Raw genomic sequence first — 23,068 nt, 5'->3', positions numbered from 1 at the left:
GACGACGGCGTCGAGGTCTGCGAGCAGTGTGGCTGGATGCCCCACAGCGGCTCGGACTGACGCGCGGTCGGTCGTTTCTCTATCGGACCGGATTCCCCGCTAGTGGCGCTGTCGAAATTCTTGGCAGGTGATTTATCTTGGCCCGGTTACGGTCAGTACAGACTATACACTGACGGAACTTTTCGCTCAAATGCCGAGGCTATCTTTGATTGCCGAGTCGATTTTCACCATGTCTGATGACGGAACAGATCCAATGTTCTTTTGCACACGTCTGTTGATGTCGACAACCCGGATTTGACTTAGATCTGCTACTGAATCGTGATTGAGGGCAGTATCCGAAGCCAGGACTTCCACCTCGAAGGGGTACGTGTCTCCAGACGTGTACTGCTTTGTGAATGGAGCGATGATAGTTGTCGGTGAGTACTGATTCCCAACATCGTTCTGGATGACAACACAGGGCCGGCTCTTTCCTTGCTGTTCACTTCCTTTCGTGGGATTCAGTTCAACGATGACAATGTCGCCGCGACGTACCTGCAAAATTGCCTCCAGAATTCACTTGCTCCAGTCGGGCGCGTCACCGAGATGTCCGGTTGCTTCTGAGGATGTTTCTTCCATTTCTTCGGCCAACTCACGAGACCGCTCGGCTCTCTTTCGATATCCTTCAGCAAGCCGTTCCTCATCTGTTGGCGGTTTGATTATGATCTCGTCATTCATTTCGACGAACTCGACTTCGTCACCGCCTTCGATGCCACGACGGTCCCGTAGTTCCTTCGGAATCGTCACCTGCCCCCGATCTCCGACTTTCCGTTTGTATTTGGGCATATCCGTTCATACTTTTTTCATACTGATATAGATGTCGGTGGCATGGTCATTCAACTCGCATACTTACTGACCGACTGTTCCACGCGGGACCCTCTCTGAAGCATCGAAGTTCAACAGAGCCCCATATCCCCTCAACAGGACTTTAGTGTTAGCGGGCCTGAGAGGCCACTTATTCCTTTGGAAAACAAGGAATTTATGATAGATGTCACAGAGAAAAAGAATATGACGACACATCGGCGCCAATTCATCGGTTCCTGTGTCGCCGCCGGCATTGGTGTCCTCGCTGGCTGTTCGACGAGTTCCGAAGACAGCAGCGAGTCACCGACTGACAGTCGACCAACGGAGACAACGACGCCGGTCCAATCCCCGACCGAAACGCTCGCTTCGACGACACCCACCCCGTCGACACCGGATGGAGACGATTCAAGTACCAGTCCACAACCCAAACTATCCGCAGACGACGTCAACGGGACCACTCTCTTCGGCGGGTCCGTGGCGGTGTCGAACGATGGCGCGACCGCGCTTGCCGGTGCGACATGGGACTCGACCAACGGCAGGATGGCGGGTGCAGCGTACGTCTTCGAGCGGTCGGATGGGTCCTGGAGCCAGCAGGCCAAGCTCCTGTCCGACGACACCGACAGTCGTGACTATTTCGGCAAGTCGGTGGCGCTGTCGAACGACGGGAGTCTCGCCATCGTCGGCGCCAACAGCGACGATGACCCCCACGGCGACGGCGGTGGGGCGGCGTACGTCTTCGCCCGGTCGGACGGGTCGTGGGACCAGCAGGGGAAACTCGCGGCCGACGACGGCACCGGTGGCGTCAAGGCCTCGTCGAGCGGGAACGACCACTTCGGTGAGTCGGTGGCGATGTCGGGTGATGGGGGTATCGCCCTCGTCGCCGCTCCCGACGAAAATGAAAACGGCACTGCTGCAGGGGCAGCGTACGCCTTCGAACGGTCGGATGGGTCCTGGAGCCAACAGGCCAAGCTCCTGGCCGACGACGGTAGCCGTATCGACCAGTTCGGTTCGTCCGTGGGGCTGTCGAGAGACGGGAGCCGCGCCCTCATCGGCGCCTCGCACGACAGCAACGGGGCCGGGTCGGCGTACATCTTCGCCCGGTCGGACGGGTCGTGGAGTCAGCAAACCAAAATCGCGGCCGATGACGGTGACAGTGACGACCAGTTCGGCTGTTCGGTAGCGATGTCGGACGATGGCGAGCACGCTTTCGTCGGCGCCAAGTACGACCGTGCCACCGCTAGTGATGCGGGATCGGCATACGTCTTCGAGCGGTCGGGGGGAGCATGGCGCCAGCGCGCCAAGCTCACGGCCGACGACGGCGACAGTGAGGACCACTTCGGTACGTCCGTGGATATCTCGGGTGACGGAAGCACTCTCCTGACCGGTGCGTACGGTGACGAGGACCCACATGGCGAGGAGGCGGGGTCGGCATACGTCTTCGAGCGGTCGGATGGGTCCTGGAGCCAACAGGCGAAACTCGTGGCCGGCGACGGCGAGAGCGAGGACGAGTTCGGCGGTTCAGTGGCGCTGTCGGGCGATGGGAGTCTCGGCCTCGTCGGCGCCAAATGGGACAACGATCCTGTCAGGCATGCAGGGTCGGCGTACGTGTTCGACATCTGAGCACGTCAGCCAGCCGGACAGCCGACAGACTCAGTCGTCGGCTTCGGCGGCCGCTTCGGCCTCGGCTTCGGCCTCGGGCCGGTCTTCGAGGTACTCGTCGGCGTCGATAGCGGCCTTACAGCCCATCCCCGCCGCCGTCACGGCCTGCTGGTAGTGGTAGTCGACCACGTCGCCGGCAGCGAAGATGCCGGGAACGTCGGTCGCGGTCTGGTCGCCGCCCTTGCCGCCCTTCGCGACGATGTAGCCGGTCTCGTCCAGTTCGACATCGGTGTCTTCGAGGTAGTCGGTGTTTGGCGTGTGGCCGATGGCGATGAAGACGGCGCCGACGTCGAAGTCGAACTGTTCGGTCCCCTCGTCGTCGAGCTTCTCGGAGGGGTACCCCTCGTCGTTCCGGGCGAGCGTGACGTGGTCGACGCCCTCCTCGGGAGAGCCGTGCATCTCCAGCAGCTCGGTGTTTCGCATGATCTCGATGTCGCCCGACTCGACTTTCTTCCCGACTTTCTCGATCCAGTAGTCCTCGGCGCGGAACTCCTCGCGGCGGTGTGCGATGTAGACGGTGTCGGCGAACTTCGTGAGGAAGTGTGCCTCCTCCATGGCCGCGTCGCCGCCGCCGACGACGAGCATGTCCTCGCCGCGGAAGAAGGCGCCGTCACAGGTGGCACACGTCGAGACGCCGTAGCCCATCAGCTCGTCCTCGCCCGGCACCCCGAGCGTGCGGGCGCTGGCGCCCGACGCGGCGATGAAGGCGTCACAGGTGTAGACGGTCCCGTCACGGAGCTCGACCCGGAACGGGCGCTCGTCGGCCTGGATGTCGGTGACGATGCCGTGTTCGAGTTCCGACCCGAACTGCTCGGCCTGCTCTTTCATCTTGTTGATGAGGTCCGGCCCCGACAGCCCCTCCGGGAAGCCGGGGTAGTTCTCGACCTCGCTGGTCAGCGTGAGCTGGCCGCCCGGCTCGTCGCCTTCGAGGACGAGCGGGTCGTTGTTGCTCCGTGCCGCGTAGATAGCGGCGGTGAGCCCGGCGATACCGGTCCCTGCGACGATGAGTCGTCGGTGTTCGATAGCGTCGTCGGTCATAGCTTCCGATTGGGTACGATTCGGTTTGTACGTTGCGCTGTCGTATCGGGCGCACACAGCCGCCCCGACAGGTCTTAAGTCACGGCCGTTGGTTCTCCGGGTATGCCCGCCGACCTGGCAGAGAAGACCGACCGCTACGAGGGACTGCTCGCCGAGGCCGTCGACGCCGCCGAGATTGCGCCACCCGAGGGGACGCCGATGCACGACGCCGCCGAGGAGTGTGCGGAGATGGCGACGGCGTATCTCGAAGACGGCCGACACTTCCGGGAGGACGAGGACCCGGTCAACGCCCTGGCGTCGTTCTCCTACGGGCACGCGTGGCTGGACGCCGGCGCCCGGATCGGCCTGTTCGACGTGCCGACCGAGGGCCATCTGTTCACGCAGTAGCGGGCCTCAGTCGCCCGCAAGCCCGTGCGATTCGGTACCGCGAGTGGCGAAAGTTTTATATACTTTACGCACTAACTATAGGTAAGAGACAGTCGACAAGGGCAATTTGAACATTGTGGAACCGGCAGTAGCGGCCCCAACCATCATGAGTGAATCACCAGTACGAAACACGGTCAAGGAACGAATCCAGAACGAGACAGCCACCGAGGAGGTCGGCGAGGAGACGACAGAGCGACAGGACGTCTGCCCGGAGTGTGGCGGCAAGGTCGCGACCGACACCGAACACGGCGAGACGGTCTGTACGGACTGTGGGCTCGTAATCGAGGAGGACAGTATCGACCGCGGCCCCGAGTGGCGCGCGTTCGACTCGGCCGAGCGCGACCGCAAGTCCCGCGTCGGCGCCCCGACGACGAACATGATGCACGATAAGGGCCTCTCGACGAACATCGGCTGGCAGAACAAGGACGCCTACGGGCGTTCCCTCTCCAGCGAGCAGCGCCAGAAGATGCAACGGCTCCGCACGTGGAACGAGCGGTTCCGCACGCGAGACTCCAAGGAGCGAAACCTCAAGCAAGCGCTGGGCGAAATCGACCGGATGGCCTCGGCGCTGGGGCTGCCCCAGAACGTCCGCGAGACGGCAAGCGTCATCTATCGGCGCGCACTGGGCGATGACCTGCTGCCGGGCCGGTCCATCGAGGGTGTGGCGACGGCCGCGCTGTATGCCTCCGCGCGAATGGCAGGCAGCCCCCGGTCGCTGGACGAGATGGCCGTCGTCTCACGGGTCGATAAGATGGAGCTTACCCGGACCTACCGCTACATCGTCCGCGAGCTGAATCTCGAGGTCCAGCCCGCCGACCCCGAGCAGTACCTGCCGCGGTTCGTCTCGGACCTCGGCCTCACCGACGAGACCGAACGGCGGGCCCGCGACCTCATCGAGGGCGCCCGCCGGGCCGGGCTGCTGTCGGGCAAGTCACCGGTCGGACTCGCCGCCGCCGCCGTCTACGCAGCCGCCCTGCTGACAAACGACAAAGTGACCCAAAGCGAGGTCAGCGACGTGGCCAGCATCTCTGAAGTCACCATCCGGAACCGGTACAAGGAGCTGCTGGAAGCCGACGACGTTCCGGCGTAGAGCCGACGGTATCTTTTTGTGACTTCACTGTGTGACATTGGTACACATGGAGGAAGCCTATGTGCGGCTGGTCTGTCCTGAGTGTGCCAAAGACTGGCAGTCGACCCCCTCTGAGCTGCCGACTCACGACACCGTCTATCACTGCCCGAACTGCCACGCCAGCCGCCGGCTCGCGGAGTTCGCCCGGACCGACCGCGACCTGCAGACGCTAAAAGAGTTGCAGTAGCTCAGTCTTCGCTCGGTGTGGCCGAGCGCGCCCCGCAGGCCTCACAGCGCAGCAGGGTCGCGCCGCCCTCTGTCTCCAGTCGCGTGTCGGGCAGGCCACACTCGGAACAGCGCACGTAGTCGTCGACGTACGCTTCGACGGCGTCACCGACCCGGGCCGCATCGAAGGACCCGGTTACCCGGGCACGGCCGCTCTCGTCGATGTGGCCGCTGGTGCCGACCTCCCGCTGGAGGTATCCGAGCAGGTGTGACGGCTCCCGACCGAGGCTGTCACACAGCTGCTGGAAGTTCTCGACAACGGTGACCGACCCCTCCTGGCGGACCTCGGGGTCGGGAACGGAGAGGCGTTCGTCCGTGCCCGTGACGTCTGCCGTCTCGCTCGCCGCTCTGTCGAGCATGTCGTCGTAGTCCATACACGCTGGTCGTCGGGCCGACCTGAAAAACCTTTCAGCTCGGAGGGTAGTCCATCACCGGCGCTCGATTTCACGGGTCTCTGACCCTGTCTTTCACGTTCTATCATGTCGCCGGAGTGTGTTAACTCCACTCAGGATAGTACTATAACCCCTCGGTTTCTAGCAAGGGATGACCATGAAGAAGCAGGAGCTTATTCACCTTCACGGCCTGCTTGCACAAGTACAGAACCACTACGAAGCCGAGTCGGGTTCCGAAGTGGAACACGACGAGTACGCCGAACTCGGCGTCAAGCCGACATCGATTCACAAGTCGAAGACAGACCACAAGGCCGCCGTCTTCGCCATCGCGAACGGAATCACCTCCGAGATGACTGCCGACGAGAAAGAGCCGGTTTCTGCCGCCGCGGACTGAGATTCGATTTCTCCTCCCGTCAGCGTCCCGCGTAGCCGCCGCCTTACTCGTCGATGAGCTCCTCGAACTCCGGTAGCACGTCGCTTCCCTCGGGTGTGTCCGGGTCGGACGCTTCGTCGCTTTCCGCCTCGTCGTCGGGGAGTTGCTCGATTTCGACGATATCGAGCGGGATGTTCGTCAGCCGTTGCCCGATCTCTTTCCGTGCGATGCGGGAGGCGTGTTCGTCGCGCTCGACGTTGAACACCGTCATCTCCAGTTCGAGCGCGACCAGGCTCTCGTCGGCCGCGATGAAGGCCGGGTCCAGTGTCTCGTGGCAGTGGGGACAGACCCGTTCGCCCATGTTGATCTCGACGTAGTTCAGGTCGGGGTTGAGCATCTCGCCAGTCTTCGAGATGGCGATGCGGACGGCCTCGTCGGCCGTGGCCACGTCGTAGACCGGGACGGCAGCCTCGACGACAACTCTGCAGTCCATGGGGGTATGTTCACTGGCCAATAGTAAGAAGCTTCGCCCGGCTGACTAGTCCGCGTCGACGTGGCCGGTGTTTCGGGGCGGCGGACCGTCCGAGAACGGGCTGGAGATGGACTCGCTCCCGAGTATTGCGAAACCAGCAAAGACGACGAGGAAGCCGACGCCGGCCATCGGGGCGATGGTCTCGCCCAGCAGCGCCCACCCGCCAAGCGTCGAGACCACGGGCACCACGTAGAACACGAGGTTCGCGTTGGTCGCACCAGCACGGTCCAGCAGGCCAAAGTACGCCACGTACGCGACGGCGCCCGCGAAGACGCCGACGTAGCCCAGCGCGACCAGCGCGGGGAGGCTCCACTGGACCGCGCCGACGGACTCGCCAGCACCGAGGCTCAGGGCGTGACTCATCGCCGCCCCGAGCGGGAGCCCCCACGCCGTCCGAACGGTGCTGTCGAGGTCGCCGTCGCTCCACCGGATGAGCACGCTGCCCAGCGCGCCGGTCACCGCTCCGCCAAAGAGGAGTAGCTTCCCGATACCGCCGCTGGTGAACGTGGCGGGGTCGGGGTTGACCACCAGCGCGACGCCGAGCAGGCCGACGGCGAGGCCGACCCAGCCACGCAGTGAGAGGCGCTCGTCGACCAGCAGGAGGGCGGCAAACACCGGCGTCAGGATGGGGTTGAGACTAAAGAGGATAGCGCCGACAGCGCTCGTCGCGTCGGCCTGCCCGACGAACAGGAGGGCGTTGGTCAGCCCGAGCGCGACCAGCCCGGTCGCGAGGATGCCGGCGACGTCGCCCCGCGTCCGGGGGCGCAGCTCCGCGCCCGAGCGGGTGAGCAGGACGTAGCCGCCCAGAACGACCGCGGCCACGTCGTAGCGAAGCGCTACGAACAGCAGCGGGGGAAACTGGTCCAGCCCCGCCTTCGTCGCGACAAAGGTCCCGCCGAAGAGAACGCTTACCAGCGCACCGAGCAGGATAGTCTTTCGTGATACCACTGTTATGTTACCTCCACACACCGCGGGAAGGACGGGGATACTGCACCGAGGAATCGGGAGAGAGCGACTGTTCCATCGTACGCTTTCCTACGGGTCTCACCCGTATAGGTCCGTTCAGAAATTCTTACACGTCGGGGCGGGACTGACGCCGTTCGACGGCTTTTCACGGCATGAAAGGATTTCATCTTACGGAACCTGTTTGTGTGGGGCGGGCGACCAGCCGGTATGGAGGAGACGCTTGCGGAGATAGAGTTCCTCGCGCTGTCGCCCAACCGGGTCACGGTGCTTGAGTCTCTCGCAGAGGGCCGGCGCAGTCGGTCCGAACTGGCCGAGGCGACGGGTGCCTCACAGGCCACGCTCGGCCGGATTCTCGGCGACTTCGAGGAGCGCGACTGGGTGACGCGGGTAGGCGGTGGCTACGAGGCGACGGCGACCGGACGGCTCGTCGCCGACGGCTTTCGCGACCTGCTGGACGTGATGGCGGTCGAGCGGGAACTGCGTGAGGTCGTCGCCTACCTCCCGACCGGGGCGATGGAGTTCGACCTCCGTCACCTGGCCGACGCGAACATCGTCACGCCGAGCCAGACGCGCCCGAACGCGCCGCTCCAGCGGCTGCTGGAACTCGTCCGGGAGGCAGCCTCTGTGACTGCCTTTTCGCACGCGCTTAACGACCAGAGCCTCTCGGTCGTCGCGGACGGGCTCGGTGACCGGGAGTTCGAGGCGGTGCTCACCCGCGAGGCCGTCGACTCGCTGACCGCCGACGAGACGCTCCGGGCCCGGCTCAGCCGCGTTGTCTCGGACCCGTCGGCCGGTATCCGCGTCGCCCACGACGATATCCCCGTGGCCGTCACAATCGCCGACGACGTGGTCAATATCCTGGTCCGGGACGACAGCGGGGTCGTGCAGGCGTCGGTCGACACGACCGACGCCGCCGTCAGGGAGTGGGCCGAACGACGCTACGAACACTACCGCGTTCACTCCGACCCGCTGACGGCCGAGGACCTAAGCGAGTAGTCCCGGACGCCGGCGTCTCGTCCCCCCGGCTGTCCGCTCGGACCGGTTTTCCCCACTCGGCAGGGAGCGGCTTCCGCCAGTTCGTCGACAGCCTGGCCCGGTCTCTCTATCCGGCCGTGCCAGCGCCCGCACACGAGAGATGGGGAGGGCGCTTTGCACGACCTGGAGTTTCCCCCGTCTGTACTGCTCCGACGGTTGATTCCCAACATGAGAGAAAAGCGTAATTAGTTTTTTCTCTACATTGAGAACGTCAAACCATGACACTCGTTGTCCCATTTGACGGCTCAGAACTGGCTGAGGCGGCACTTGTCCGTGCCACCGAGTTCGGGAACGCCTTTGATGAGAACGTGTTAGCTCTGAGCGTCATACCGAAGGAGAATACGGAATACGCCCGAAAACGGGACTGGCTCAGGCCGGGCGAGGAGTTCGATCTGGAATCTGTCGTCTCAACGCTACACGAACAGGTGACCGAGTTATGTCCGGCGGCTAACTTTCGGCATAAAGTGATAGGCCGGTCCGCCCGGTCCGGTGCTATCGCGAAGCGCGTCCGGAAGGGAGCGCGGGAAGAAGACGCATCGATGGTCTTCATCGGCAGTGACAACGCAGGCCATATCGTTACAACGGTGAGTAGCGTCGGGAGCACTGTTGCAGCCGACGACGCCTACGATGTCGTCATTGTACGGCACCGAAGTCCTGCCAAAATCGCCAAACTCAAGGACAGTTCACCACACAGAAAGTCGAAATCCGATTTCTATCTCCCGGAGTAGTCCACCACCGTCCGGTCCACACCGGCCCCATCTGAACAGATCTGCCGGCGCTGCCTGCTACGACAGTCACCCACCCGGAAGTCAACGCGGACGCCGTGTACGTACGCACACTGCCCGGATGAGTCGCGGTGTCCGGAACCAACGACGTCGCCGCGTTGACGGTCCGCGCCGTCGCTTTCCCGGCATCGCCAAGCCTCATCGCGGTAAAGCGGGCGTAGCAGTCGCTGTGCCGACGCTCAGTTTGGTGTGGCCGGTGATTACCGGACGCGCCACACGTCGTCGCCGGGGAGGAACCGGCCGAGTTCGGCCTCCTGGCGGTAGTCGGTCGCCAGCAGCGCCGTCAGGGCGGCCACCAGCGCGTCCTCGTCGGCGTCGGTCCAGTCGGCGGGCTCCTTGATGGGGTAGACCAGCCAGCCGCTCCCCCGGACCTCGGTCGCGTGGAGGTCGTCCATCGCCACGTCGTCGGCCGGCTCTGCGGTCATGTTCGCGAAGACGTGTCTCGTCGCCCGCTCGCCGACGGGCAAGAGGACGTGGGAGGTGATGGCCCGAACCTCCGTGTCGAAGAGGGGCTCGTGGTCCGCGTAGTCCTCGTCGGTGGGGTCGCGGTCCCCACACATGTACAGATAGGAGAGATACGTCTTCTCGACGGTCGGGGGCGTCCCGGCCGCCGAGAGCAGGCCGCCGGCGACGAGCGCCCGCTGGAGCCGCTCGGCGGCGGCTGTACCGGTAAAGGGAATGCCCGACTCGGTCCCCCCGTGGACGCGGGGGTTGTCGCCGATGACGTGGAAGTCGGCGTTGGCGTCGCCATATCCGGGGACGAACGGCTCACACGGCGCCTCGAAGCCAAAGGGGTTGTGCAGCGTTGCCGTGATGTTCTTCACGAGCGGTGTGAGGAGCGAGGGAGTCAAAACTTCGACGGTTTGTGCAACCGTCGGGCACCAGTCGTGACACGCCTGCCGGGCAACGCTTTTCTCATCCGCCCTCCACGCACCGGTATGTTCGGGTCCCGGACGGGTGACCGAAGATGAGCCACGAGGACCGTATCGAAGAGCTCCGCGAGCGCAAGGCCGCGGCCGAAAGAGGCGGCGGCGAAGAGCGTATCGAGGCCCAACACGAGAAGGGGAAACTCACCGCCCGCGAGCGCATCGACTACTTCCTTGATGACGGCAGCTTCGTCGAGATAGACGCCCTGCGGGAACACCGCTCGACGAACTTCGACATGGACGAGAAACACGTCCCCGGCGACGGCGTCGTCGTCGGCTACGGGAAGGTAAACGGCGAGCGCGTCTACGTCTTCGCCCACGACTTCACCGTCTTCGGCGGGTCGCTGGGCGAGGCGTTCGCCCAGAAGGTCTGTAAGGTGATGGACAAGGCCATCGAGAACGGCGCGCCCATCATCGGGCTGAACGATTCGGCGGGCGCGCGCATCCAGGAGGGCATCGACTCGCTTGCCGGCTATGCCGACATCTTCCACCGGAACCAGAAAGCGAGCGGCGTCGTCCCCCAGATATCGGCCATCATGGGGCCGTGTGCCGGCGGCGCGGTGTACTCCCCCGCTATCACCGACTTCGTCTACATGGTCGAGGAGACAAGCCACATGTTCATCACCGGGCCGGACGTCATCGAGACGGTCACCGGCGAGGAGGTGGGCTTTGACGAGCTCGGCGGCGCGAAGACCCACTCGACCGAGTCGGGCGTCGCACACTTCACCGCCGCCGACGAGAAAGACGCGCTCGATGACATCCGTTACCTGCTCTCCTATCTCCCGCCGAACAACGTCGCGGACCCGCCACGGGTCGAGCCCTGGGACGACCCCGAGCGGCGGGACGAGAGCCTGGCCGACACTGTGCCGGACGCCCCACAGAAGCCCTACGACATGACCGACGTCATCGGCAGTGTCCTCGACGAGGACTCCTTCTTCGAGGTCGGCGAGAGCTTCGCCCGGAACATCGTCACCGGGTTCGCCCGGCTGGACGGCCACTCGGTCGGCGTCGTCGGGAACCAGCCGCGGGTCAACGCGGGGACGCTCGACATCGACGCCTCGAAGAAAGGCGCCCGCTTTGTCCGCTTCTGTGACGCCTTCAACATCCCCATCGTCACCTTCGTCGACGTGCCCGGGTTCATGCCCGGGAAAGACCAGGAGAAAAACGGTATCATCACTCACGGCGCGAAGCTGCTCTATGCCTACAGCGAAGCGACGGTGCCGCTGCTTACGGTCATCACGCGCAAGGCCTACGGCGGTGCCTACGACGTGATGGCCTCGAAACACATCGGCGCGGACGTCAACTACGCCTGGCCGATGGCCGAGATCGCGGTGATGGGGCCACAGGGCGCGGTCAACGTCCTCTACAGCGACGAGCTGGAAGACGCAGACGACGTCGAGGCCCGCCGCCAGCAGCTCATAGACGAGTACCGCGACGCCTTCGCGAACCCCTACACCGCCGCCAAACGGGGATTCGTCGACGACGTGCTGGAGCCCGCCGAGACGCGCCCGCGGCTCATCTCGGACCTGGAGCTGTTGCGGAACAAGCGCAAGGACCAGCCCGACCGGAAACACGGCAACATCCCGCTGTAGCGACGGCCAACTCGCGCCGGTCACTTCCCTCATGGGTAATCGGCGGCGGTAAATCCGCCTAGTTTTATGGGGCGAGTCTCAGTATGAGCGAGTATGTTTGATAAGGTGCTCGTCGCCAACCGCGGGGAAATCGCGGTCCGCGTCATGCGCGCTTGCGACGAGTTGGGCATCGGGACAGTCGCGGTCTACTCCGAGGCGGACAAACACTCCGGACACGTTCGCTACGCCGACGAGGCGTACAACGTCGGCCCGGCCCGGGCCGCCGACTCCTATCTGGACCAGGAGGCCATAATCGAGACGGCACAGCAGGCCGACGCCGACGCTATCCACCCCGGGTACGGCTTCCTCGCCGAGAACGCCGACTTCGCCCGCAAAGTCGAGGCCGCGGAGGGGATCACGTGGATCGGTCCCGCGGGCGACGCGATGGAGAAACTGGGCGAGAAGACCAAGGCCCGAAACATCATGCAGGACGCCGACGTCCCCATCGTCCCCGGGACGACCGACCCGGTCACCGAGCCCGAGGAAGTCATCGAGTTCGGGGAGGAAAACGGGTTCCCAATCGCCATCAAGGCCGAGGGCGGCGGCGGCGGCCGCGGGATGAAGATCGTCCACAGCGCCGAGGAGGCCGAGGAGCAACTCGAATCCGCGAAACGCGAGGGCGAGGCGTACTTCTCGAACGACTCCGTCTATCTGGAACGGTACCTTGAGAACCCGCGCCACATCGAGGTCCAGATCATCGCCGACCACGAGGGCAACGTCCGCCATCTGGGTGAGCGGGACTGCTCGCTCCAGCGCCGTCACCAGAAGGTCATCGAGGAAGGTCCCTCGGCCGCCCTCTCGGACGAACTCCGCGAGAAGATCGGCGAGGCCGCCCGCCGCGGCGTCCGCGCGGCCGACTACTACAACGCCGGCACCGTCGAGTTCCTCGTCGAGGAGGATACCGACCGCGGCCCGGACGAGGTGCTCGGTCCCGACGCGAACTTCTACTTCCTCGAAGTCAACACGCGCATCCAGGTCGAACACTGCGTCACCGAGGAGATAACCGGCATCGATATCGTCAAGTGGCAGATTCGGGTCGCCCAGGACGAACTGCTCTCTTTCGACCAGGACGACGTCGAGATCGAGGGCCACGCGATGGAGTTCCGCATCAACGCCGAGAACGCCGCGAAGGACTTCGCCCCGGCAAACAGCGGCGAGCTGGAGGTGTACGACCCGCCCGGCGGCATCGGCGTCCGGATGGACGACGCCCTGCGACAGGGCGACGAGCTCGTCACCGACTACGACTCGATGATAGCGAAGCTCATCGTCTCCGGCGCCGACCGCGACGAGGCCATCGAACGCGGGAAACGAGCGCTGGCCGAGTTCGACGTCGAGGGGTTCCCGACGGTCATCCCCTTCCACCGGCTGATGCTCACCGACGAGGAGTTCGTCAACTCGACACACACGACAAAGTACCTCGACGAGACGCTCGAAAAAGAGCGCATCGAGGCCGCTCAGGAGCGGTGGGGCACTGAGACCGAACCGAGCGACGCCGACGAGGACGAGGAGGTCGTCGAGCGGGAGTTCACCGTCGAGGTCAACGGGAAGCGATTCGACGTGGACCTCGAGGAACACGGCGCACCGCCCATCGACGTCGGCGATGTCGACACGTCGGGCGGCGCCAGTCGGCCGGACCGGTCCGGCGGCGGCGACAGCTCGGGGGGCGGAGGCGGCTCCAGCGTGGAGGGCCAGGAGGTCACCGCGGAGATGCAAGGGACTATCCTGGAAGTGAGCGTCGACGAGGGCGACGAGGTCGCGGCCGGCGACGTGCTCTGTGTGCTGGAGGCGATGAAGATGGAAAACGACATCGTCGCCGAGCGGGGCGGCGTCATCAACGACATCGCCGTCGGCGAGGGCGACTCCGTCGACATGGGCGATCTGCTCTTTGTCATCGGCTCGGAGTAGCGGCTCCGTCCCTATCGCTGTCACCGCTTGCGGTTCCAGCTGCGTCTCAAAAACCCTATAACAGTCACCGGGAGAGTTCCTCGGGATGAGACTCAGACGGACTGGAGCGGTCCTCGCGGTCTGCCTGTTCCTGTCAGTTGCCGGGTGTACTGGATTGGCTCTGGAGGAGGAGAGCGACTTCGTCGCGGGCGAAGCGAACGTAACCGGGGCGGACGAACTGGCTTACACCCACAACACGACTGAGTGGCAAAACGTCACCCGCTCTGTCGAAGCCGCCGGGCAGGAGCGGGAAGTGACGGTCTCGAACCGCGGGGAGCTGTTCGTCGCCCGGACCGCGGACGGCTCGCCCGGGGCGACGTTCGCCGTCGTCAGCTCGCCCCAGGTCCGGCTGGCCGGCCAGGAGATGAACCCGGTCGCCGGCTGGTCACAGCGGGACCTCCTGACGGAGTTCTCCGGGCAGTTCGATCAGTACGGGAACCTGACTGACGTCGAAGAGCGGGAGACGCGACAGGTCACGATGCTGGGGACGGAGGCCGACATGCGGGTGTTCAACGCGACCATGGACGGCGACGACGGCGAGGCCCACGACGTGGTCGTCAGCGTCGCGACAGTCGAACACGAGGGCGATTACGTCGTCGCGGTCGGCATCCGGGGGCTGAACGGCGCCGACCTGTCGGCGACGAGCGGAGACACCGAGGCCCTCGTCCGCGAGGTCGACCACTAGCTCGGCCGTCGGCGATGGCGCGCGCTTTTTGAGGCCACCGGGCCAAGCGGGACCCATGCACGAGACACGCGAGCGGGTGCTCGCCGCCATCGCCGACGGACCGGTCTCCGGGCCCGATATCGCGTCGCGACTCGACGTCTCCCGTGCGGCCGTCTGGAAGCACGTCGAGGCGCTCCGGGAGGCGGGGTTCGCTATCGCGAGCGAGGACGACGGCTACGCGCTCACCGGGGTCCCCGACTTCGGCGGGCCGGCCGTGGCCTACGAACTCGACGCGCCCTTCGAGATAGAGTACCACGACGCCATCCCGAGCACGAACGCCCGCGCCCGGGAGCTCGCCGACGAGGGCGCGAGCGACGTGGTGGTACTGGCCGACGAACAGACCGGCGGCCGCGGCCGCCTCGACCGGACCTGGCACTCCCCCAGTGGCGGCATCTGGCTGTCGGTCCTCTTTCGGCCCGACGTGCCGATGGCGGCGGCGCCGGTGTTTACGCTCGCGGCCGCCGTCGCGGTGACCCGTGCGGCCCGGGAGGCGGGCGTCGAGGCGGTCATCAAGTGGCCCAACGACGTGCTCGTCGAGGTCGACGGCGAGGAGCGGAAACTCGTCGGCATCCTCACGGAGATGGAGGGGGAAGCCGACCGCGTCTCGTGGGTGGTCGTCGGTGTCGGCATCAACGCCAACGTCGACCCCGACGCTCTGCCGAGCGAGGCCAACGCGACGAGTCTCTCGGCTGTCCGGGGCGAGCCGGTCGACCGGCGGCGGTTCACCCAGCGGGTGCTGGAGACGTTCGACACCGTCGGCACCGACCCCGAGACCATCCTCGATGCCTGGCGCGAGTACGCCGCGACGCTGGGGCGGCGAGTCCGCATCGACACCCCCGACGGCGAAATCAGGGGCGAGGCCGTCGACATCGAGTATCCGGGGTCGCTGGTCGTCGACACCGGGGAAAAGCGCGTCACCGTCGCGGCCGGCGACTGCGACCACCTCCGCCCGCTATGACTTCACGTGCTCTCCGGCGCGCTCGGGCTCGCCGACCGGGACCGTCACCACCGGAACCGGGGCAGTGCGAACGACGCGCTCGGCGACGCTGCCAAGCAGCAGTCGGTCGATGCCGCCACGGCCGTGGGTCCCCATGACGACGGTGTCGCAGTCGAACTCGTCGGCGTAGTCGACGATTTCGCGGCTGGGGTTGCCCTCCCTGATGGCGGTTTCGACGGGCACATCGCCGGCCATCTCGGCGAACGCCGAGACAGCTTGCTCCCCCTCTTCCCGCAGCAGTCCCGACACGCCCTCCCACGTCGTCTCGACCGGGAGCGTCGCGAAGCTACCGGTATCGACGACGTACAGCCCGTGCAACGTCGCGCCGTGGACTGCGGCGAGGTCCCGCGCGTGGTCGACGGCGGGTTCCATGCCGTCCGACCCGTCGGTCGGTACCAGTATCCGGTCGTACATGTGTGACTGTTGGACGGCCGACAGCATAGTTGTTGGTGTGATAACACACCGCTGGCAGCTCACACGGACAGGACGGTCCGTTCGACATCGGCGGTCTCGGCCCGCCGGACCACTGCACGGACCGGGTCGCGGACCCCGCTTAAGTTGTCCGAGTCCCCGTCCAGCACGCAGAGGCGGGCGGGCCGGCCGGACTCGACGCCGCCGCCGTCCAGTCCGGCGATTTCGGCGCCGTTGACCGTTGCCATGCGCAGGATTTCGCGGGCGGAGAGGTCATACAGCTGCGAGGTAAGGGCCATCTCGCGGAACATCGAGGGGCTGTTGAGAAAGACGTTGTCCGTGCCCAGCGCGACGGTCGTCCGCTCGGCCAGCGCCTCGACCGGCGGCTGGCCGACGCCGGTGGTGCAGTTCGACCGGGGGCAGACGACGACGGGAATCTCGCTGTCGGCGACCCGTTCCAGGTGGAGCGGCTCGGCGTGAACCATATGGACCAGGAAGTCGGGGTCGAGGTCCAGTGCGGGGTTGATGTCGGCGCTGTCGACCTCGCCCGCGTGGATGCCAAAGAGCTTCCCGGCCTCGCGGGTCGCTCGCCGCTGCGCGGTAAAGTCCGCGTCGGTGGCCCCGCTGGCGCCGAAGCCGTCGGCCAGCTCCATCGCCTCGACCGTCTCGCGGCCCAGCACGACACCCTCCAGGTCCGACCCGGAAAGCGCCGCCCCGATGGCGTCCACGCCGTCGACGCCGCCCTCGCGGAACTCCACGAACGCGCCGGTGCCCGCGTGCTCCATGTAGGACAGCGACCGGGCCATCGCCGCGACCAGCTCCGCTCTGTCGGCCTGCCTGAGCAGGCGGTGTTTCAGCCCGTCGGGCGGGGCGACCAGCTCCTCCAGCGTGAGCCCCTCGCCGGCCTCCTTGGCGATGGAGTCGCCGATGTGAGTGTGGGCGTTGACGAAGGCCGGACAGACGATGGCGTCGCTGTCGACGCCGGCTTCCTCGACGGCCGTTATCTCGCCGCCCTCGACGACGACGCGGCCCTCGACCGGCTCGAACTCGCGCCCGCGGAGGACGGTCCCCTCGATAATCATACACCAATCTCCCCGCGTGGCTCAGTTAAACTCGTCGAGGGTGGCATGGATTCCCCGGCGCGCGTCGCGGACGCGGGTCCCGTCGAGGTCGAGCCCGAGTTCGCGGACGGCGGCCTCGCCGACGCGCTCGCTCTCGTCCGCCGGCGCGTACACCCCGAGGCGCCACTGGTCCGTCCCCGCGGCCCGGATGGCGTTGACGAGTGTCGACTGCTCGCCCAGGCGGCGCACCTCCCCGTTGACGAGCACGCGACTGGACGACTCCGTCATCGAGGGCTCGGCGGGGATATCCAGGACGACGGCCGGCGCCGAGACGTTGGCGGCCTCGGCGATGTCCCGCTCCAGCTCGCGGACCGCGCCGTGGTCCGCCGCCAGTAGCTCGTCCGGGACGGCCTGGCGTTCGGCCCACACCGCCCGCTTGAACAGGTCCCGCTCGCTCAGCCGACGGGCGTACGCGCTCGTGGCGTCGCTACTCCGTAGCCCCACGAGCAGGTCGCAGTCGTCCCACCGGCGTAGCTCCTCGGCCGTCACGTCGGTCTCCCGGAGGAGCCGCTCTGTCCCCCGTCGCAGCATCGACTTCGCGATGCGGGCGACGTGGTGGGCGTAGACGGTCGGGTTCATCAGCGCCCGCGCGAGCAGCAGCGACTCGGCCGTCTGGACGTTCCCCTCGTCAAGCACCAGGTCCCCGTCGACAAAGCGCAGCTCCCGGACCAGCCGCTCGTGGTCGATGGTGCCGTAGGGGACGCCGGTGTGGTGGGCGTCCCGGACCAGATAGTCCATCCGGTCGACGTCCAGCTCGCCCGAGACGAGCTGGCCGAGCTCGCCCTCGCCGCCGACCAGCCCCGCCACTTTCGACGGCGAGAGGTCGTGGTCAGCGAGTACCCGTGCCACCTCCCCGGTGTCGAGCAGCCCGGCCACGTCGTCGTGGTACTTCCCGGTCTTGCGGTGGACTATCTCCTCGATGTTGTGGCTGTAGGGGGAGTGGCCCACGTCGTGTAACAGGGCGGCCGCCCGCACCCGTTCGGCCTGTCGGCCCTCGATGCCGAGGTGAGAGAGCGCGCGGTCGGCGAGGTGATACACACCGAGGGAGTGCTCGAAGCGGGTGTGGTTGGCCGACGGGTAGACCATCGTCACCGTCCCCAGCTGTTTGACCCGGCGGAGCCGCTGGACGGGCGGGGTCTCCAGTAAGTCGGCGGCGACGCCCTCGACCGCGATGTGGTCGTGGACGCTGTCCTTGATGGTGGTCATACGACGCCGTTGGCCGCCACCGGGCAAAACAGTACTCCCGGACTGTGGCTACAACCGGGCGACGGTGCCCAGCAACTCCACGAGTTCCTCTTCCGTCGCGTTGCCCGCGTTGACGGCGTCAGTCGGGTCCCGTCCCTGTTCCCGTACCGTCTCGATGGCCCGCTCGGGGCCGTAATCCCGATTGTAGACGAGCCACGCGGCAAGCGCCTGCCCGGTCCGACCGAGACCGGCCAGACAGTGGACGACGACGGGCTGCTCCCGCTCCCGACTCTCGGCCAGGAAGGGGAGTATCTCCTCGACCAGTATCGGCTCGGGCACCAGGTGGTGGTCCCGGACCGGCGCGTGCAGGACGTCCGACTCGCCAAAGGCGTCCGCGTAGTGATCGAGGATGGCTCCGCGGTCGTCGAGTTGGCAGCCAGTCAGCAGACAGCAGACCCGCTCGATACCCTCCGCTCGCATGAACTCGACCCAGTCGTCGATAGCGGCGTCGTGGCTGGCGGCCGAATGCCAGCCGGGCGTACAGGCCCCGTAGACGAACGTCTCGTCCGGGGCCGCCGGTGCGAAGCGATGTGCGTTCACGGTGGAATGACCCCAACGGGTCAACGGTCAGGGCCGACGGTCTTGAGTCTATCCGCGCAGTTCTCAGCAGTGATTCTAAGACGGCTGATACGACGCCGGGGCCGCAGGGTCACGTTTATACAGTCCGTCTCCCCTACCTCGGCGTATGGTTACGTTCCTCGCCGGCGGGACCGGCACGCCGAAGCTACTGGCCGGCGCCGGCGACGTATTCGCGCCCGAGCGGACCGCGGTCGTCGCCAATACCGGCGACGACATCGAACTGGGCGGTCTCCTCGTCTGTCCGGACCTCGATACGATGCTCTTTCTCGACGGCGGCGAACTCGACCGGGAGACGTGGTGGGGCATCGCCGACGACACCGCGGAGACACACGACGAACTCCACCGACTGGCGACGGCGGCCGACCTCCCGACGGGACCCCAGTATCTCCCGGCCGACGCCCAGACCGCCGGCCGGAATATCGCCCGCCACCGGCGCTTTTCCGGCGTCGCCGAGTTCATGCACATCGGGGACCGGGACCGGGCGGTCCACGTCACGCGGACCTCGCTGCTCGATGCTGGCCACTCCCTGACGGCGGTCACCCGGCGGCTGGCTGACGCCTTCGGACTCGACCGCGAACTGCTCCCGATGAGCGACGACCCCGTCGCGACGATGATTCACACGCCGGACGGGCCGATGCACTTCCAGGAGTGGTGGGTCGGCCGGAGCGGCCAACCGGCGGTCGAAGATGTCGAGTTCCGCGGCGGCGAGGCTGCGTCGGTCACCGACGCCGTCCGCCGGGCCCTCGCCGACCCGGTCGTCGTCGGTCCGTCGAACCCCGTCACGTCGCTGGGGCCGATGCTCGCCGTCGACGGCATCCGCGAGGCGCTTGTCGACACCCCCGTCGTGGCCGTCTCGCCCTTTGTCGAGGACGAGGTGTTCTCCGGCCCGGCCGCCGACCTGATGGCCGGCGTCGGGCGGGAGCCGAGCACGGCCGGCGTCGCCGAGGCCTACCCCTTCGCCGACGCGTTCGTCCTCGACAGCGACGACGGGACCGACCTCGACCGCCCGGTCGTCCGGACGGACACCGCGCTGGACACCGGGGCCGATTCTGACCGTGTGGCTCGCGCCGTCGCTGACGCGCTCGCGGAGGTGGCCTGATGTTCAGCCCGCGGGTCGCGCTGGCGAGTCTCAGCGGCGAGGCCGACGCCGACTGGGCGCGGGCTGTCGCCGACCACGTCGGCTGTGCCTTCCTGGGCGGTATCGCGCTGGACGAGGCCACCCGCGGGGCGGCCCGCGCCATGACCGACCGCGACCGCTCGGAGTTCCTCCCCGAGGACCCGACTGCCTTCGTCGACACACAGCTCGGCGCGCTGGCCGAGGCCCCGCTCCGGGGGGCGTTCAACGTCCGCAGCGCCACGCCCGGCCCTATCGAACGTGTGGCCGCGGTCTGTCGTGACCACGGCGCCGTTGTGGAACTGAACGCCCACTGCCGGCAAGCGGAGATGTGTGCCGCCGGCGCCGGTGAGACGCTGTTGCGGGACCGCGACGCGCTCTCCCGGCAGGTCCGGGCCGCCGCCGACACCGGCGCCGCGGTCTCGGTGAAGGTCCGGGCCGAGGTCGACGGCGTCGACCTGCCCGAGCTGGCTCAGCGTATCGAGGCCGCCGGCGCCGACGCGGTCCACGTCGACGCGATGGACTCCGAGTCCGTCGTCGCCGACATCGCCGAGGCGACCGACCTGTTCGTCATTGCCAACAACGGCGTCCGCGGCCGGGCGACGGCTACCGAGTACTTCGAGTACGGCGCCGACGCCGTGAGCGTGGGCCGGGCGAGCGACGACCCCGAGGTGCTGGGGGCGGTCCGCGAGACGGCCGGCGACTGGGTCGCCGGGGAGGCCACGCCATGAGCGACCGAACGCCGGTTCAGAACGCCGAGCTGGCCCTGCTCTTGGAGGTCACCGGGTCGCCGAAACCCGGAAACGTCGACCGCGAGCGGGACTTCGACGACCTCCGCTTTGAGCACTTCATGGCCGGTGCCGTCGGCGCCCGTCCGGGGCTCGAACGCGCGGCAGCCGGCGAGCGCGTGGGACAGGCATTCGAGCGGGCCGTCGCCGGCATGGCCGACCAGTCGGCCGGGAACACGCAGTTTGGCGCCCTGCTCCTGCTTGCGCCGCTGGTCGCCGCCGCCAGCGAGGGGGACCTGACGCCCTCGGGTGTGGATACCGTGGCCCGCGACACCACCGTCGCCGACGCCGCCGACTTCTATCGCGCCTTCGAGCACGTCGACGTGGCCGTCGACGAGCCGCCCGAGGGCATGGAGCCCCTGGACGTGCGACGCGGGAGCGAGGCGGTCCCGACACTGGAGGCGCGCGGGCTGGCGCTGTTCGATATCATGGCCCGGAGCGCCGACGTGGACGGCGTCGCCGCGGAGTGGGTCGGTGAGTTCGGTCGTGTCTTCGACACCGCCGAGGCGATACTGGCCGACGACGGGCCGGTCCCCGACCGGGTCTCGCGGGCGTTCGTCGAGTTGCTCGCCGAGGACGTCGACACCTTCGTCGTGACGCGCAACGGGTCCGACGCGGCAGCCGAGGTCCAACGTCGGGCACAGGCAGTGCTCGATGGTGACGAAGACGCCGCGGCGCTGGCCGACGAGCTGGTCGACCGCGACATCAACCCGGGGACGACGGCCGACCTGGTCGCTGGCGCGCTGTTTGTCGCGCTCGAACGGGGGCTGGTGGTGTGACTGGGGCGACCGACTGGCCCGTCGAGCTGGCCGGCGTCACCGAGTCCGTCGTCACGACGCTTGGCCCAAACGAGCTGTACAACGTCGCCGCGCTGGGACTACACGAACCCGAGGACGGCGGACCGGTCACGGCGACGACGTGGGGCAGGACACGCACGTGGCGGAATTTCCGCGAGCGCGGCGAGGGGCACGTCCAGTTCACCCGCGACCCGGTCGACTTCGCGGAGGCGGCGCTGTCGGTCCGCGAGGAGGCCGAGCCGGTGCTCGACAGCGCCGACGCGTGGGTGCGAGTCAGCGTCGAACGACTCGACGAGGGCGAGGACGGCGGCACTCCGTGGGTCGAGTGGGCGCTCGTCCCCGAGGAATTCAAAATCGAGCGCCGCGTCGTCCCGACGACCAACCGTGGCCACGCGGCGGTCGTCGAGGCGACCGTCGCGGCCTCGCGGCTGGACGTGCCGGCCTACGACCGCGAGGCGATGCTGGACCGGCTCCGGTACTTCGAGTCGGTCGTCGAGACCGCCGGCAGCGAGCGCGAGCTGGCCGCGTTCGAGCGCGTTCGGGCGCTCGTGGACGCGGAGTGGTAGCACGGTCGCCCGGCCCGAAAATACTCAAGTGGCCACTTGCTTGCCAACCCATGGACAGACGAACGTTCATCGCAGCCGCAAGCGCCTCGACTGTCGCGCTCGCCGGCTGTTCGACGGACTCCGGCTCCGACTCTGACGGGGAAGTACAGCCCGACGACAGCGGTACTGGCGAGACCAACGTCTCACAGACACTTCGCGTCCCAGCCACCGATGCCGTCGCGGGACAGACGCTTGATGCGGTCTCGGCGACGTACCCCCGTGACCAGTTTGTCGTCGAGAGCGCTAGCCACGACGCCATCTCGCTCGGTGTCGACGCCGGGGACACCGGCACCCTCGACGAGGAGTTCGACGCCGGCGCCATCAGCGGCGTCAACAACAACGAGTACTCCTTTACCGTGACCCTCGATACCGGCTACGAGCTGTCGGCCGACGACGTGGTCGTGCTGGACTATCCGGCCGTGACAAACCCCGACGACCCGGGCGAGTACGAGGTCACCGTCGGCCTCAACGACACCACCGAGACGACAGTGACGGTCCAGATAGGCGACTAGACCCCGCCGGCCGTCTGAAAGTCGAACCCTTTTTGAATGCCAGACCGGATACTCTCCATTATGGCAATCAAACCCGCCTACGTCAAGAAGACAGGGCGACTCATCATGGAGAAGTACCCCGACGCCTTCGGCGCCGACTTCGAGCACAACAAGGAGGTCGTCACCGAGGTCACCAACATCGAGTCCAAGGGCGTCCGTAACCGCATCGCCGGCTACGTCACGCGCAAGTACAACCGCCCGGTCGAAGCGTAATCGGTCTTCTCTCTACTGTACT

General features: G+C 66.7%; 28 protein-coding genes. 17 read left to right on the top strand and 11 right to left on the bottom strand.

All coding sequences use genetic code 11. The features are described from left to right. Positions 1-186 precede the first annotated feature (186 nt). Complete coding sequence (locus tag VJ162_RS04315) at positions 187-537, bottom strand: type II toxin-antitoxin system PemK/MazF family toxin (protein ID WP_324662635.1); 351 nt, start codon at positions 535-537, stop codon at positions 187-189. Positions 538-552: 15 nt separating this feature from the next. After that, positions 553-822 carry an AbrB/MazE/SpoVT family DNA-binding domain-containing protein gene (locus VJ162_RS04310; protein ID WP_324662632.1) on the bottom strand — a complete coding sequence of 90 codons (270 nt, stop codon included), beginning with the start codon at positions 820-822 and terminating at the stop codon, positions 553-555. 222 nt (positions 823-1,044) lie between these two features. On the opposite strand from VJ162_RS04310, the gene VJ162_RS04305 reads away from it, so the two are divergent. Beyond that, complete coding sequence (locus tag VJ162_RS04305) at positions 1,045-2,460, top strand: FG-GAP repeat protein (protein WP_324662630.1); 1,416 nt, start codon at positions 1,045-1,047, stop codon at positions 2,458-2,460. A gap of 30 nt (positions 2,461-2,490) precedes the next feature. Here the strand turns inward: VJ162_RS04305 and VJ162_RS04300 are convergent, their stop codons facing one another. Then, a complete protein-coding gene (locus VJ162_RS04300; protein WP_324662627.1) occupies positions 2,491-3,537 on the bottom strand; it encodes an NAD(P)/FAD-dependent oxidoreductase in 1,047 nt (348 codons plus the stop codon). 102 nt (positions 3,538-3,639) lie between these two features. Between VJ162_RS04300 and VJ162_RS04295 the strand changes: the two genes are divergently transcribed. From VJ162_RS04295 to VJ162_RS04285, 3 genes are all read left to right on the top strand, one after another. Continuing rightward, complete coding sequence (locus tag VJ162_RS04295) at positions 3,640-3,924, top strand: DUF357 domain-containing protein (protein ID WP_324662624.1); 285 nt, start codon at positions 3,640-3,642, stop codon at positions 3,922-3,924. 145 nt (positions 3,925-4,069) lie between these two features. Further along, positions 4,070-5,053 (top strand): transcription initiation factor IIB, encoded by a 984-nt coding sequence (locus tag VJ162_RS04290; protein WP_324662621.1) that lies wholly within the window; start codon positions 4,070-4,072, stop codon positions 5,051-5,053. Between the two features lie 46 nt (positions 5,054-5,099). Then, the gene (locus tag VJ162_RS04285; protein WP_324662619.1) at positions 5,100-5,279 is read left to right on the top strand and encodes a DUF7836 family putative zinc-binding protein; all 180 of its coding nucleotides are present in this window, start codon (positions 5,100-5,102) and stop codon (positions 5,277-5,279) included. Between the two features lies 1 nt (position 5,280). Here the strand turns inward: VJ162_RS04285 and VJ162_RS04280 are convergent, their stop codons facing one another. After that, entirely contained in the window at positions 5,281-5,691 is a 411-nt protein-coding gene (locus tag VJ162_RS04280) for a translation initiation factor IF-2 subunit beta (RefSeq protein ID WP_324662618.1), read from the bottom strand. Between the two features lie 175 nt (positions 5,692-5,866). Here VJ162_RS04280 and VJ162_RS04275 point away from each other — a divergent pair, with 175 nt between their 5' ends. Next, positions 5,867-6,103 carry a UPF0058 family protein gene (locus VJ162_RS04275; protein WP_324662616.1) on the top strand — a complete coding sequence of 79 codons (237 nt, stop codon included), beginning with the start codon at positions 5,867-5,869 and terminating at the stop codon, positions 6,101-6,103. A 43-nt stretch (positions 6,104-6,146) separates the two neighbouring features. On the opposite strand, the gene VJ162_RS04270 is transcribed toward VJ162_RS04275, so the two are convergent. Together VJ162_RS04270 and VJ162_RS04265 are read right to left on the bottom strand one after the other, a co-directional pair. After that, positions 6,147-6,575 carry a DUF555 domain-containing protein gene (locus VJ162_RS04270; protein ID WP_324662613.1) on the bottom strand — a complete coding sequence of 143 codons (429 nt, stop codon included), beginning with the start codon at positions 6,573-6,575 and terminating at the stop codon, positions 6,147-6,149. A gap of 45 nt (positions 6,576-6,620) precedes the next feature. Continuing rightward, the gene (locus VJ162_RS04265; RefSeq protein WP_324662611.1) at positions 6,621-7,562 is read right to left on the bottom strand and encodes a DMT family transporter; all 942 of its coding nucleotides are present in this window, start codon (positions 7,560-7,562) and stop codon (positions 6,621-6,623) included. A gap of 225 nt (positions 7,563-7,787) precedes the next feature. Here VJ162_RS04265 and VJ162_RS04260 point away from each other — a divergent pair, with 225 nt between their 5' ends. Together VJ162_RS04260 and VJ162_RS04255 are read left to right on the top strand one after the other, a co-directional pair. Continuing rightward, entirely contained in the window at positions 7,788-8,576 is a 789-nt protein-coding gene (locus VJ162_RS04260) for a helix-turn-helix transcriptional regulator (RefSeq protein ID WP_324662610.1), read from the top strand. Positions 8,577-8,833: 257 nt separating this feature from the next. Beyond that, a complete protein-coding gene (locus tag VJ162_RS04255; protein ID WP_324662609.1) occupies positions 8,834-9,343 on the top strand; it encodes a universal stress protein in 510 nt (169 codons plus the stop codon). Positions 9,344-9,600: 257 nt separating this feature from the next. On the opposite strand, the gene VJ162_RS04250 is transcribed toward VJ162_RS04255, so the two are convergent. Continuing rightward, positions 9,601-10,224, bottom strand: a complete 624-nt coding sequence (locus tag VJ162_RS04250) for a uracil-DNA glycosylase family protein (RefSeq protein WP_324662608.1) — start codon at positions 10,222-10,224, stop codon at positions 9,601-9,603. Between the two features lie 143 nt (positions 10,225-10,367). Here VJ162_RS04250 and VJ162_RS04245 point away from each other — a divergent pair, with 143 nt between their 5' ends. The 4 genes from VJ162_RS04245 to VJ162_RS04230 all read left to right on the top strand — a co-directional run bounded on the left by VJ162_RS04245 (position 10,368) and on the right by VJ162_RS04230 (position 15,583). Beyond that, positions 10,368-11,918: an acyl-CoA carboxylase subunit beta gene (locus tag VJ162_RS04245; protein WP_324662605.1), complete on the top strand. Its 1,551-nt coding sequence runs from the start codon at positions 10,368-10,370 to the stop codon at positions 11,916-11,918. Between the two features lie 93 nt (positions 11,919-12,011). Continuing rightward, positions 12,012-13,862, top strand: a complete 1,851-nt coding sequence (locus tag VJ162_RS04240; RefSeq protein WP_324662604.1) for an acetyl-CoA carboxylase biotin carboxylase subunit — start codon at positions 12,012-12,014, stop codon at positions 13,860-13,862. Positions 13,863-13,947: 85 nt separating this feature from the next. Continuing rightward, the gene (locus tag VJ162_RS04235; protein ID WP_324662601.1) at positions 13,948-14,586 is read left to right on the top strand and encodes a DUF6517 family protein; all 639 of its coding nucleotides are present in this window, start codon (positions 13,948-13,950) and stop codon (positions 14,584-14,586) included. Positions 14,587-14,641: 55 nt separating this feature from the next. Continuing rightward, complete coding sequence (locus VJ162_RS04230) at positions 14,642-15,583, top strand: biotin--[acetyl-CoA-carboxylase] ligase (protein WP_324662599.1); 942 nt, start codon at positions 14,642-14,644, stop codon at positions 15,581-15,583. Here VJ162_RS04230 and VJ162_RS04225 read toward each other — a convergent pair. Genes VJ162_RS04225 through VJ162_RS04210 form a run of 4 tightly spaced genes read right to left on the bottom strand, consistent with a single transcriptional unit; the run spans position 15,578 to position 18,939 of the window. Then, on the bottom strand, positions 15,578-16,036 hold the full coding sequence (locus VJ162_RS04225) for a universal stress protein (protein WP_324662598.1): 459 nt from the start codon (positions 16,034-16,036) through the stop codon (positions 15,578-15,580). The genes VJ162_RS04230 and VJ162_RS04225 overlap by 6 nt on opposite strands. Positions 16,037-16,095: 59 nt before the next feature. Further along, on the bottom strand, positions 16,096-17,115 hold the full coding sequence (locus VJ162_RS04220) for an amidohydrolase family protein (RefSeq protein ID WP_324662596.1): 1,020 nt from the start codon (positions 17,113-17,115) through the stop codon (positions 16,096-16,098). A gap of 21 nt (positions 17,116-17,136) precedes the next feature. After that, entirely contained in the window at positions 17,137-18,360 is a 1,224-nt protein-coding gene (locus tag VJ162_RS04215; RefSeq protein ID WP_324662594.1) for an HD domain-containing protein, read from the bottom strand. Positions 18,361-18,408: 48 nt separating this feature from the next. Next, positions 18,409-18,939, bottom strand: coding sequence for a protein-tyrosine phosphatase family protein (locus VJ162_RS04210; RefSeq protein ID WP_324662591.1), 531 nt, complete (start codon positions 18,937-18,939; stop codon positions 18,409-18,411). Between the two features lie 145 nt (positions 18,940-19,084). Here VJ162_RS04210 and cofD point away from each other — a divergent pair, with 145 nt between their 5' ends. From cofD to VJ162_RS04180, 6 genes are read left to right on the top strand one after another with little or no spacing between them, the layout of a single operon-like run. After that, positions 19,085-20,077, top strand: a complete 993-nt coding sequence (cofD, locus tag VJ162_RS04205) for a 2-phospho-L-lactate transferase (protein ID WP_324662590.1) — start codon at positions 19,085-19,087, stop codon at positions 20,075-20,077. Then, the gene (locus VJ162_RS04200; RefSeq protein ID WP_324662587.1) at positions 20,077-20,823 is read left to right on the top strand and encodes a tRNA-dihydrouridine synthase; all 747 of its coding nucleotides are present in this window, start codon (positions 20,077-20,079) and stop codon (positions 20,821-20,823) included. The genes cofD and VJ162_RS04200 overlap by 1 nt, the downstream gene beginning before the upstream one ends. Continuing rightward, positions 20,820-21,659, top strand: a complete 840-nt coding sequence (locus VJ162_RS04195) for a triphosphoribosyl-dephospho-CoA synthase (RefSeq protein WP_324662585.1) — start codon at positions 20,820-20,822, stop codon at positions 21,657-21,659. The genes VJ162_RS04200 and VJ162_RS04195 overlap by 4 nt, the downstream gene beginning before the upstream one ends. Further along, complete coding sequence (locus VJ162_RS04190; protein WP_324662583.1) at positions 21,656-22,243, top strand: DUF447 domain-containing protein; 588 nt, start codon at positions 21,656-21,658, stop codon at positions 22,241-22,243. Before VJ162_RS04195 ends, VJ162_RS04190 begins: the two co-directional genes overlap by 4 nt. 50 nt (positions 22,244-22,293) lie before the next feature. Beyond that, positions 22,294-22,794 (top strand): hypothetical protein, encoded by a 501-nt coding sequence (locus VJ162_RS04185; RefSeq protein ID WP_324662581.1) that lies wholly within the window; start codon positions 22,294-22,296, stop codon positions 22,792-22,794. A gap of 60 nt (positions 22,795-22,854) precedes the next feature. Further along, positions 22,855-23,046 carry a 30S ribosomal protein S17e gene (locus VJ162_RS04180; protein ID WP_220587714.1) on the top strand — a complete coding sequence of 64 codons (192 nt, stop codon included), beginning with the start codon at positions 22,855-22,857 and terminating at the stop codon, positions 23,044-23,046. Positions 23,047-23,068: the final 22 nt, after the last annotated feature.

Origin of the sequence: Haloarcula sediminis, assembly GCF_035656455.1 — an archaeon.
Taxonomy (GTDB): Archaea; Halobacteriota; Halobacteria; order Halobacteriales; family Haloarculaceae; genus Haloarcula; species Haloarcula sediminis.
This window is presented reverse-complemented; position numbering and strand designations above follow the sequence as displayed.